10 protein-coding genes are annotated in these 12,361 nt (G+C 39.7%); 7 read left to right on the forward strand and 3 right to left on the reverse strand.

Translation table 11 applies throughout. From position 1 onward, the window contains the following. Nucleotides 1-245 precede the first annotated feature (245 nt). The 4 genes from V3595_RS00595 to V3595_RS00610 all read left to right on the forward strand — a co-directional run bounded on the left by V3595_RS00595 (nt 246) and on the right by V3595_RS00610 (nt 4,046). Complete coding sequence (locus V3595_RS00595) at nt 246-1,094, forward strand: ABC transporter ATP-binding protein (RefSeq protein WP_485904891.1); 849 nt, start codon at nt 246-248, stop codon at nt 1,092-1,094. Next, complete coding sequence (locus tag V3595_RS00600) at nt 1,045-1,965, forward strand: iron-hydroxamate ABC transporter substrate-binding protein (RefSeq protein WP_402899525.1); 921 nt, start codon at nt 1,045-1,047, stop codon at nt 1,963-1,965. The genes V3595_RS00595 and V3595_RS00600 overlap by 50 nt, the downstream gene beginning before the upstream one ends. Nucleotides 1,966-2,031: 66 nt before the next feature. Next, on the forward strand, nt 2,032-3,042 hold the full coding sequence (locus V3595_RS00605; protein ID WP_485904893.1) for a FecCD family ABC transporter permease: 1,011 nt from the start codon (nt 2,032-2,034) through the stop codon (nt 3,040-3,042). Further along, complete coding sequence (locus tag V3595_RS00610) at nt 3,039-4,046, forward strand: FecCD family ABC transporter permease (RefSeq protein ID WP_485904895.1); 1,008 nt, start codon at nt 3,039-3,041, stop codon at nt 4,044-4,046. Before V3595_RS00605 ends, V3595_RS00610 begins: the two co-directional genes overlap by 4 nt. A gap of 78 nt (nt 4,047-4,124) precedes the next feature. On the opposite strand, the gene V3595_RS00615 is transcribed toward V3595_RS00610, so the two are convergent. Further along, nucleotides 4,125-5,072: a response regulator gene (locus V3595_RS00615; protein WP_485904897.1), complete on the reverse strand. Its 948-nt coding sequence runs from the start codon at nt 5,070-5,072 to the stop codon at nt 4,125-4,127. Nucleotides 5,073-5,076: 4 nt separating this feature from the next. Continuing rightward, a complete protein-coding gene (locus tag V3595_RS00620) occupies nt 5,077-6,339 on the reverse strand; it encodes an ATP-binding protein (protein WP_485905671.1) in 1,263 nt (420 codons plus the stop codon). A gap of 427 nt (nt 6,340-6,766) precedes the next feature. On the opposite strand from V3595_RS00620, the gene V3595_RS00625 reads away from it, so the two are divergent. The 3 genes from V3595_RS00625 to V3595_RS00635 all read left to right on the forward strand — a co-directional run bounded on the left by V3595_RS00625 (nt 6,767) and on the right by V3595_RS00635 (nt 11,953). Beyond that, nucleotides 6,767-7,756 carry a glutaminase gene (locus tag V3595_RS00625; RefSeq protein WP_485905673.1) on the forward strand — a complete coding sequence of 330 codons (990 nt, stop codon included), beginning with the start codon at nt 6,767-6,769 and terminating at the stop codon, nt 7,754-7,756. Between the two features lie 201 nt (nt 7,757-7,957). After that, nucleotides 7,958-9,592, forward strand: coding sequence for a glutamate/serine transporter AimA (gene aimA, locus V3595_RS00630; protein WP_485904899.1), 1,635 nt, complete (start codon nt 7,958-7,960; stop codon nt 9,590-9,592). Between the two features lie 465 nt (nt 9,593-10,057). Further along, entirely contained in the window at nt 10,058-11,953 is a 1,896-nt protein-coding gene (locus V3595_RS00635; RefSeq protein WP_034315159.1) for a PrkA family serine protein kinase, read from the forward strand. A gap of 189 nt (nt 11,954-12,142) precedes the next feature. On the opposite strand, the gene V3595_RS00640 is transcribed toward V3595_RS00635, so the two are convergent. Continuing rightward, entirely contained in the window at nt 12,143-12,352 is a 210-nt protein-coding gene (locus V3595_RS00640; protein WP_485904901.1) for a heavy-metal-associated domain-containing protein, read from the reverse strand. Between the last annotated feature and the right edge of the window lie 9 nt (nt 12,353-12,361).

A 12,361-nucleotide genomic window follows, 5' to 3' on the forward strand; every position in this document is an offset into this window, starting at 1 on the left:
AATTCCTGAGTATGAGCCAAACAGTAAAGATCCCGGAAACATTTCCGGGATCTTTACTGTGTTCATTTGTCAGTCGGTAATACGGACCGGTCCAAAAAATCCTGTCAGAATTTCTTCTTATATGCCCATTAAATTACCATTGACAATATATTTAGATAGAATTATAGTAATTAAGTAGTGGATAATGATAATCATTTTCATTTGAGTTTTTACTTACCTATTTTTCAGTAAATGGAGGTTGAAAAATGGTTCGCCTATATACAGAGGATTTGAATATTGGTTATGGTGAACGTTTAATTGTAAAAGATCTCAGTGTGGAAATTCCAGATAAAAAAATCACGACGATCATCGGTTCAAATGGATGTGGGAAATCGACACTTTTGAAAGCGATCACCAGAATCATTCCAAATCAATCAGGTACGGTTGTTTTAGATGGGGTGAATATTTCAAAAGAAAGCACTAAGATCCTTGCAAGAAAAATGGCCATACTTCCGCAGACACCCGAGAGTGCAAGCGGATTGACGGTTGGGGAGCTCGTATCATATGGGCGCTTTCCCTATCAAAAAGGTTTTGGGCGCCTGACCCAAAAAGACTATGATGTGATTGATTGGGCACTTGAAGTGACCGGCACGAAAGACTTCAAGTTCCGCCCGGTGGATGCTCTTTCAGGAGGTCAGCGCCAGCGTGTTTGGATTGCCATGGCCCTTGCCCAGGAAACGGAAATCATCTTCCTTGATGAGCCGACCACCTATTTGGATATGGCGCATCAGCTGGAGGTTCTAGAATTATTACAAAGGCTGAATGTAGAACAGGGACGTACAATTGTCATGGTTCTTCATGATTTAAACCAAGCTGCTCGCTTTGCCGACTATATCATTGCCTTAAAGGACGGGGAAATAGTCAAAGCAGGAGATTGCGAAGAAGTCATCACTCATGAAGTGCTTAAGGAAGTATTCCATATTGATGCGGTAATCGGACGAGATCAACGAACGAACAAACCAATGTGCAGCACATACAATTTACTAAAAGGAGATTTGACACAAAATGAAAAAGATAATTATCCCGTTTATACTGCTGTTAGTGTTAATTATTAGCGCTTGTGGTAACGAGTCAGCCGAAAAAGAAAAAAGCTCGGCTTCCAAAAAGGAAAAATCAGGTACCATCACATATCAATCTGAAAATGGTCCTGTTGAAGTTCCGGCAGATCCTCAGCGTGTTTTAGTACTATCTACTTTCGCAGGTAACGTAATGGCTTTGGATGTTAACCTTGTAGGTGTCGATTCATGGTCTAAAATGAACCCGAACTTTAAGGAATTAAAAGATGTCGAAGAAGTGACGGACGAAGACCTGGAAAAGATCATCGAGTTGGATCCGGATTTAATCATTGGTTTATCAACGATTAAAAATGTTGATAAATTAAGTGAGATTGCTCCGACCGTAACGTATACATACGGAAAAGTGGACTATTTAACACAGCACGTAGAAATTGGCAAGCTTTTGAATAAAGAAAAAGAAGCCCAAGCTTGGGTGGATGATTTCAAAAAACGGGCAAAAACAACCGGTGAAGACATTAAAGCCAAAATCGGTGAAGATACAACCGTTTCCGTATTCGAAAAGTTTGACAAACAGTTCTATGTATTTGGCGATAATTGGGGTCGTGGAACGGAAATCCTTTATCAGGAAATGAAGTTGGCCATGCCTGAAAAAGTAAAAGAAGCAGCGTTGAAAGATGGTTACTTTGCTTTATCTTTAGAAGTTCTGGCAGACTATGCTGGTGATTATGTTATTTTGAGTAATAATAAAGACGAGGACAATTCATTCCAACAAACTGATACGTATAAAAACATTCCTGCTGTTAAAAACAATAAACTATTTGAAGTGAATGCGAAAGAATTCTACTTCAATGACCCAATAACATTAGATTATCAATTAGACTTCTTTTCCAAAAGTTTTCTTGGAAAATAATACAGCGAGGGAGAGGGATTCAAATTCCTCTCCTTTTATTCTATAAAAAAGAGATGAGAGAGACAGATGACTAAAGAAAATCAACGTTTCATCCCATTTATATATAAACTGATCATAGGGATTGCTGTATTCATAGGCATGTTCATTATTTCAATGGCATTTGGTGCAGCGGATGTTACTGTAAAAGATGTCTGGCAAGCACTGACATCAAATGCTGTCGGTGAAAAGCTTTCAATCATCCGGGAAATCCGTTTCCCTCGTGAAGTGGGGGCAATCTTCGTGGGTGCAGCGCTTGCCGTTTCTGGTGCCATCATGCAGGGAATGACCAGGAATCCACTTGCCGATCCGGGGTTGCTTGGATTGACGGCAGGAGCCAATGCAGGTCTCGCCATTACTTTGGCATTTATTCCAAATGCTAATAATTTAGGGATCATGATTGCGTGTTTTATAGGTTCCGCTGTCGGGGCAACCATGGTTTTCGGAATCGGTGCGATCAAAAAGGGAGGATTTTCACCTTTGCGGATCGTATTGGCTGGTGCTGCAGTCTCTGCATTCCTATTTGCCGTTTCGCAAGGGGTCGGCATTTATTTCAAGGTATCAAAAGATGTATCGATGTGGACAGCTGGCGGGAATATTGGAACTTCATGGGAGCAGCTTCGCGTAATCGTCCCGTTCATTATAATAGGCATCTTGATCTCCCTTATCTTTTCCAGACAGCTCACCATACTTAGCTTAAGTGAAGAAGTGGCGGTAGGCTTAGGGCAAAAGACAACACAAATAAAGGCGGTTCTCTTCGTGGTCATCATTCTCCTGGCAGGTGCTGCCGTTGCGCTTGTTGGAAATATGGTGTTCATCGGGTTAATGGTCCCCCATATTGTTCGGGCTATCGTGGGTACGGATTATCGATTTATCCTTCCTATGTCTGCGATTTTGGGAGCCACGTTCATGCTGCTTGCCGATACGATCGGCCGTACCATCAATTCTCCATATGAAACACCTGTGGTAGCGGTTGTTGCGATGATAGGTTTACCTTTCTTCCTCCTAATCGTGCGTAAAGGAGGTAAAGCATTTTCATGATCCAGTCAGCATTAGTCAAAAAACAGCGATGGATAATAGGTGCATTAACTGCACTCATCATCGTTACGATCATTATAGGGACGTGTTCGGGATATTCCAATCTTTCTTTAGGGCGACTGATTCCAACGCTTTTCGGGCAAGGGACGTTTAAAGAGGAATTCATATTATTTTCCGTCAGGTTACCGCGAATCATCATCACCCTTTTAGCAGGCATGGCCCTTGCGCTGTCAGGAGCCATTTTGCAAGGGATCACACGTAATGATTTAGCCGATCCCGGAATCATCGGGATCAACTCAGGAGCAGGTGTTGCCATTGCCGCTTTCTTTCTGTTTTTCCCGCTTGACGCTGGTTCGTTTGTTTATATGGTTCCGCTTGTCGGTTTTATCGGAGCGTTACTGACGGCCTGTTTAATATATATCCTCTCATACAAGAGAAAGAGTGGCCTTGAACCCGTTCGGTTAGTGTTGATCGGCGTAGGTTTTTCAATGGCGCTTTCAGGCCTGATGATTGTCCTCATTTCGTCAGCGGAACGAGCGAAGGTCGATTTCATTGCAAAATGGTTGGCGGGAAATATATGGGGCACGGATTGGCCTTTCATTTGGGCAATCATTCCATGGTTAATCATCCTCATTCCATTCACTTTATATAAAGCAAATCGTTTGAATCTGCTTGGTTTAAGTGAACCGGTCGCAATTGGGGTCGGTGTATCGATTGAAAAGGAGCGGATCGTACTGCTGATCACGGCTGTAGCACTGGCAGCGGCAGCCGTTTCTGTTACAGGCGGAATTGCATTCATTGGACTTATGTCCCCGCATATAGCAAAATCCTTGGTAGGACCTCGAAATCAACTATTCATTCCGGTTGCCATTTTAATCGGTGGATGGCTATTGCTGCTTGCCGATACGATAGGCCGTAATATAATTGAACCCGAGGGGATTCCTGCAGGTATCATGGTCGCATTGATCGGTGCTCCTTATTTCATGTATTTATTGTTGAAAAAATAAGAACTTGCTAAAAATCCCCTGAAATCTTCAGGGGATTTTATGTTTTAGTGCTTCCGCAGTTTTTTGTTTTAATAGGGGTTATCTATATCTAATTATTTCATCAGGATTCAATCGTTTCGCTTCGAAATAAAATACTTGAATAAACTTCTTTGTATTTACCCGGGTAGGTGTAAGAACTATTGTTGAATCATTTTGCAATTCTTTCATCTTTTGGCGAACGACTGTGAAATCAAAAAATTTGGAAGCATAATTTTCAAACTTCGGATTTGAAAAATCCGTTAAACCGAGCGAGGCAAAATGATTTAAGGAATGGTTAATCGTTCTGCGTATTCGCTGTTCGGCAGCTTTTATTTCTCGATTGATATCAGCCTGCAAAGCTGATGTGCCGAGCTTTTTTTTGGTGATTTCTACAAAGATATCCTTAAGGGTCGGGAAATGCTTTCCAAAAGTAAAAGTCCTTTCATACATAAATAAATATTGAAGCATCTCCATTAAATCTTTTGAGCCATTTTCTCCAACGATCCCTAATTCCGATAGTAGGAATTCACCTACCTCACTTATACTTTTTTCATTAAAACTATTGGATTTATCAACTTTTGGCTGTTCAAAATTCAATACACTATTCAAAGAGGCTTGGATATTTGTGATCGATCTTTCTAAATGAATCCGTTCCATAACTTTTCGGATAACTGTTAATATCTCAATACGATTGATTGGTTTGGTAATATAATAATCTATTCCAAGTGAGTATGCCTCACCAATCAGCTCCTTTGATTCAACCTGCGAAATCATTATTATTTTTCCGTTAAATGTACTTTTTATATGACGAAGTGTCTCAATGCCATCCCGGATGGGCATTAATAAATCAATGAATAATATATCAATTTGTTTTAAATTCAAAATATGCCCTTCTAATAGACTTCCATCCTCGGCTTCCTCCACCACTTCTCCTAAATCTTCGTTCTCTATAATTTGGCTTAAGTTTGAACGTATGGCACAATCATCATCTGTTATAAAAAAACGCATGGAATCATCCTTTCTGGATCAACTTATGAATGGGTAATTTTATTGAAAAAACGGCGCCGTTAAAACTATTCTCAAACAGGATATCGCCTCCCAGTTCTTTCACGACCTCTTTAACATATGAGAGACCAATCCCTGTTGAAGGTGTCCCGAAATGATCATATTTTGAAGTGAACCCAGGTTTGAATATGACAGTCTGATATTTTTGAGGAATTCCAGGTCCAGTATCAGCAACTTTAAATTCTACATTGTCATGAATTTCACACAAACTTAAACGGACGATTCCCTTTTCTTCAATTGCTTCAACTGCATTTGCGACTAAATTATTGAAAAGAGATAACACGGTATACACATGATAATGTGAATCATTTTTTCCATCCAATGAATATTCAAATTGTATATCCTTTCCTAGTGATAAGGCATATTTTTCATTAATTCGGATAATTAAATGAAAAAGTTCAGCAGCATTCATATAATCTTTAAAACTCTCATTGGAAATCAATTTGGAGAGACCAGCAAAAATCCGTTGATTATCTTTCTTGACCTCATGCATTTCACCCGCGATGCGCAATGCTTTTTGACTATATGGCTCTGTAAAAACATGAGGTTGCTTTTCCCGTTTTTCCAGAGCTTTTAAATCTCGATACAAATCATACGATTTCTTTGTAATATTCTCAGCATTTTTTAATGTTTTTTTTAAATGAATCGTTTCCTCGTATAAGTTGGAAATGAGCATCAGCATATGTTCATTTTGTTTTCTGATTTGTCGTTCCCTTGATTGTGCTTCATAAAGTTTCATCATATTAAAAAAACTTAAAACGATAAAACTGTGGGCGAATGCGATCATGATCATCTCGTTCAGTGAACCTAGCGTAATTGTTGTTTCCAATACAATATATTGAAAGATTAATTCTACAGAGTCGGACAATATTTCGATAATGAGACCAATAAATCCAATAATCAACGATCGGTTTTGAAAGCGATTGATTTTCACTAAATAAAAAAGAAAGCAGTAGGTGAAATAAAAGAAAAAACTAGGATAATGAACATGGAATGCGGAATCCCAGGAAAAACTATCATGCATGAAAAAATCTATAAGAATACGAAATGCCACAACCATTGTTCCTGTCAGAAAGCCCGAAAGAATGGCAGGTGTTTTCTGTAATAATAGTAAAAAGAAGAAAAGTACAGGCGGACCAAAACTTACCCGAAACGTTTCATTTAAAGGATAAAAACTCAATTCGCCTGCTAATGGCACTGTTACCAACATCAAAGCAAGGATATTGACCTCTTTTTTCATTAACGTACTGAGATTCAAGTCGTCACCTCCCAATTTGTTTAAAAAATCAGTATACAGTTTCATCGGCTTCAATACAACGCTTACTTTGTTCCTGAATGGAACGGCTTAAAACCAATTATCGCAAAACCAATCTGTTTTTCTATCCACAAAAAATGGTAACGGAACATGTGAGATGATTCCGTTTTTTTTTGTGGATTTTTATTTTTTAGATTTTGTAGGTTTTCGTATGATTATGTAGTTCCCATTTTAAAATTAACGGTAGATAGAAAATTTTGAAAGCGCTTAACAATTATTAGAATATTCATTATGTTTTCATCTAATCTATACAGCATGATGGCATTCGGTAAAACGCTCATTTTGAATATTGATACAACAACTGAAGAGGTGGAAAAATGTGATTGAAGAATTGTCAAAAGAGCATGACATTCACGTTAATAGTAAAAACCAAGCCGACTTAGATGAATGGGTGGCGCATTACAGACCTTATGCTACTGAAGGGCAAACCGCCAATTATATACCGGCATTGAGGAATGCACACTTATCGCAATTAGGTATTTGCATATTGGAGCCTGGTGGAACAATGATCAAGTCTGGGGATTGGGATGTCCCATTCACGCTGCAAAGTATTTCAAAAGTGCTCAGCTTTATAGCCGCATGCTTGGGTTGCGGCATTTCTTATGTGTTAGAGAGGGTCGATGTGGAACCAACTGGAGATGCTTTCAATTCAATTATTCGTTTAGAAATGCATAAGCCGGGAAAGCCGTTTAATCCGATGATAAATGCTGGGGCGATTACCATAGCTTCGCTTCTCCCAGGTGATTCTTCACAAAAGAAATTAGAATTTCTCTATACATTATTTGAAAATTTGTTAGGAAAGCGTCCGGCCATCAATGAGGCAGTGTATCAATCTGAGTGGCAAACCTCTCATAGAAATAGAGCCTTGGCTCACTATTTAAAAGAGACGAATTATTTAGAATCGGATGTAGAGGAAGCTTTGGAGGTTTACCTCAAACAATGTTCCATCGAAGTGACCACAGAAGACATAGCCCTGCTTGGGCTGATTCTTGCACAAGATGGATACCATCCCATCCGTAAAGAACAAGTACTCCCAAAAAAAGTGGCTAAGCTGGCCAAAGCATTAATGCTTACTTGTGGTATGTACAATGCTTCTGGTAAATTTGCGGCTTTTGTGGGGGTGCCTGCCAAAAGTGGAGTATCTGGCGGAATCATGGCACTTGTTCCTCCAAGTTCCAGAAGCGGGCTTCCTTTTCAAGATGGATGTGGCATTGGTATATACGGACCTGCCATTGATGAATATGGGAATAGCGTAACAGGTGGTATGTTATTGAAACAAATGGCACAGGAATGGGATCTTAGTATTTTCTAGAAGCAGAGAAAATCTGTTCATATTAAAAAGCAATATAGGGGACATCCAAATATTCGCCTTATCAATTTACTAAACTTTAGCAAGAGGTGATGCAATGCAGCAATCACTTTAAGATTCCATTGGACGAACTTGAAACATTCATAAATAAGTTAAGAACGTCATTATAAAAGAATGAAATTTGGAAAGCATGGTGATGAACATATGAATAATATGCAGCGAAAGATGGGAACATTTTCGTTAATGATGGTAGGACTCGGGTCAATTATTGGCTCAGGTTGGTTATTCGGAGCTTGGAGAGCGGCACAGATTGCAGGACCGGCTGCCATTATCTCTTGGATTATCGGGATGGTTGTTATTTTATTTATCGCACTATCTTACAGTGAATTAGGGGCTATGTTTCCTGAAGCTGGGGGGATGGTAAAATATACACAATACTCTCATGGTTCTTTTTTAGGGTTTATTGCAGGCTGGGCAAACTGGATTGCAATCGTTTCCGTAATTCCAGTTGAAGCGATTGCTTCTGTTCAATATATGAGCTCATGGCCATGGGAATGGGCACGGTGGACACATGGTTTAGTAGAAAATGGAAGTCTTACTGGGGGAGGCTTGGCAATTGCCTCTGTATTGCTGATCGTCTACTTTTTATTGAATTACTGGACAGTCAGTTTGTTTTCGAAAGCTAATTCATTTATTACAGTCTTTAAGGTTATTATTCCTGGACTTACGATTGGCTCACTTTTATTTGCCGGGTTTCATGCATCCAATTTTACATCTGCAGGAAGTATCGCTCCTAATGGTTGGGCAAGTGTACTTACTGCTGTAGCAACTTCTGGTATCATCTTTGCATTTAACGGTTTTCAAAGTCCAATTAATATGGCAGGTGAGGCAAAGAATCCTGGACGTTCGATTCCAATTGCAGTAATTGGCTCCATTTTAATTGCAACGGTCATCTACGTTTTATTACAGGTTGCGTTTATTGGAGCCGTTGACCCGTCCATGATTGTGAATGGATGGCAACATTTGAATTTCAATTCACCGTTTGCTGACTTAGCAATTGTTTTAGGCATAAACTGGTTGGTTATTTTACTATACGTAGATGCTTTTATTTCTCCTTCCGGGACAGGAATAACATACACGGCGACAACGTCACGAATGCTTTATGGAATGGAAAAGAATAAATATTTACCAAGCGTGTTTGGAAAACTGCATCCTCTTTATGGTATCCCGCGTCAAGCCATGTTTTTTAATCTAGGCGTATCTTTCTTATTTTTATTCATGTTTAGAGGCTGGGGCGTATTGGCAGAAGTTATTTCGGTTGCGACTTTAGTCTCTTATATTACAGGTCCAGTTACTGTTATGACATTAAGACGCACAGGTCAGAACTTGTACAGACCATTACGTTTAAAAGGATTAAGCATCATTGCACCACTGGGCTTTGTTTTTGCTTCTTTGGTTCTATATTGGGCAAGATGGCCGCTGACAGGTCAAGTATTATTTATCATTATGGCTGGTCTTCCCGTTTATTTCTATTATCAATCAAAAATAAAATGGAAGGGATTCCGCCAAAACTTTTCAGCAGGGCTTTGGATGGTTGTTTACTTACTCTGTATGATGACCATTTCATACTTAGGCAGTGAAAAGTTTGGTGGACTAAACATAATCCCATTTGGTTTGGATATGGTCATCATTACATGTTTATCACTAATGTTTTATAGTTGGGCAATAAAGAGTGGTTTCCAAACGGAATATTTGGAACAAGGACAAAAAGTAAATGAAGACTTGAGATCGATGGAGAATAACATTGCAGCTCACACTGATAAAAAGGACGCTGTATAAATGGTGTAGCCACTTCATTGATCATGTTCTAACTATTAATATCGATGAAGGGTGAAAAAAGGGGACGGCAAATTTAATTTGCTGTCCCCTTTTTGGAATTTAAGAAAGGCTGTTACTTTTTTATTTCACACCTGGTTTATCATTATAACCGGCAGTGAAGATAGCGGCTATAAATGTAATAGCAACCCCAACGATAATAACTGTGCCCATGCTGTGACCTCCCTTTACCCATATTGTCCCACTTAAGTATAGGCTTAGTATACCCTAATTTTTAGCAGGAGTGCACACAATTTTTCTTGTCTGAATAATTGTCTTCAATTCTTCAATGATTAAGCCTTTTTCGATACATGGAGAGCCAAGGGCTTTTCGAAACAAAGGCCGGCGACTTTTTAAAGTCTGACATGTTTGTCAGACTTGGAGCATAGATTTAAGTATTCTCTGAAAGTGACAGGGGGAGGTTCCTTAATGGATATTTTAAAGAAAATCGAAAAATTTAGAGAAGATGAACAGAAGCTGAAGTGGGAAGGCACCTTCGCAGAGTACTTAGAAATATTGAAAGAAACGCCTTTAGTTGCTCAATCTGCTCATTCACGTGTATACAACATGATCAGAGATGCAGGGATAGAGGAAGTAAATGGGACAAAGAAATACAATTTTTTCAGCGGTCAGTTGTTTGGCCTTGAAGATTCACTGGAAAGGCTCATCGAGGAATATTTCCATCCGGCGGCAAAGCGGCTCGATGTCCGTAAGCGGATATTGCTTCTAATGGGTCCGGTGTCAGGCGGGAAGTCCACACTCGTTTCTTTACTGAAGCGTGGACTTGAAAATTATTCACTAAAAGACTCTGGTGCCATTTATGCAATAAAAGGATGCCCGATGCATGAAGATCCACTGCATCTCATTCCGCAGTATTTACGGGATGATTTCTTTGAAGAATATGGAATAAGGATAGAAGGAAACCTATCGCCGCTGAATGTAATGAGGTTAGAACAGGAGTATGGAAGCAGGATTGAAGATGTGATGGTCGAGCGTATTTTCCTTTCGGAGGATAAGCGTGTTGGAATTGGAACATTCAGTCCTTCAGACCCTAAATCACAGGATATTGCTGATTTGACGGGCAGCATCGATTTTTCGACCATTGCCGAATACGGATCTGAATCAGATCCGCGGGCCTATCGGTTTGATGGCGAGCTGAACAAGGCGAACCGCGGGATGATGGAGTTCCAGGAGATGCTGAAATGTGATGAGAAGTTCTTATGGCATTTGCTCTCATTGACACAAGAGGGGAATTTTAAAGCAGGACGTTTTGCATTGATCAGTGCCGATGAACTCATTGTGGCTCATACGAATGAAACGGAGTATAAAGCGTTCATTTCCAATAAGAAAAATGAAGCATTGCATTCCCGTATCATTGTCATGCCGATTCCATATAATCTGAAGGTTACCGAGGAAGAAAAGATTTATGAAAAAATGATCCGTGAAAGTGATGTCTCGGATGTTCATATAGCTCCGCATACATTAAGGGTGGCGGCAATCTTCAGCATCATGACACGCCTGAAGGATCCCAAAAAGGGCGATATCGATTTAGTGAAAAAGATGAGGCTTTATGATGGGGAAAATGTCGAAGGATTTAATTCCGCAGATATCAATGAATTGAAAAAAGAATATCAGGACGAAGGCATGAGCGGAATCGATCCGCGTTACGTGATTAACCGAATTTCCTCTACGATCATTCGTAAGGAAAATCCGTCCATTAATGCATTGGATGTACTTATGTCATTAAAAGCAGGTCTTGACCAGCATCCGTCCATTACGAACGAACTTCGGGAGAGGTATTTGAATTTCATTTCACTGGCACGTAAAGAATACGATGCCATTGCAAAAAATGAAGTCCAAAAGGCATTTGTCTATTCATATGAAGAGTCGGCGAAGATCCTCATGGATAATTATCTGGATAATGTCGAAGCATACTGCAATAAATCAAGGCTGCGCGATCCATTGACTGGGGAAGAAATCAATCCAGATGAAAAATTGATGCGCTCGATAGAAGAGCAAATTGGAATTTCCGAGAATGCAAAAAAAGCATTCCGCGAAGAAATATTGATTCGCATCTCTGCATATGCGCGTAAAGGTAAGAGATTCGATTATAATTCCCATGATCGTTTACGGGAAGCAATCCAGAAAAAACTATTTGCTGATTTGAAGGATGTCGTTAAGATCACTACTTCAACGAAGACACCAGACGAAAGGCAACTGAAGAAAGTGAACGAGGTCATCACGAGACTTATCGACGAGCACGGTTATAATTCCACATCAGCCAATGATTTGCTGCGTTATGTGGGCAGCTTGTTAAATCGGTAATCCATACTTTTTTGCCCCTGCCCCCAATCGGGCAGGGGTTTATGGCCTTTTGCGGAAGGTAAAATGAATGAAAGGGTGTACTTCTGAATTCCCTTGAAATCATGCATCTTTTGCTAAAGGATGATTATAGAAGGCAAGAGATTAAAGCACCGGGCCCTTCTGAATGGAGGGAGTCCGGTGCTTTGATTTCTATTTAGTTACATGCAAGCCATACTGTTCAATAAGTGTAATAAGTTGATTCGGTGATAGTTTTTCTTCGCTATGATCGATTTTAATTTCCCCATCATCAACATCGATGATTGCGCGTTCCACACCTTCCGTTTTCATAAGTATGGACTCCAGATTTAAAATCGGACCTTCTGACGTTGCTTCCTTTACATAAAGGGTAGTTGTTTGCATACTTCTTGC

Origin of the sequence: Bacillus sp. CFBP9009, assembly GCF_036541465.1 — a bacterium.
Taxonomy (GTDB): Bacteria; Bacillota; Bacilli; order Bacillales; family DSM-1321; genus Peribacillus.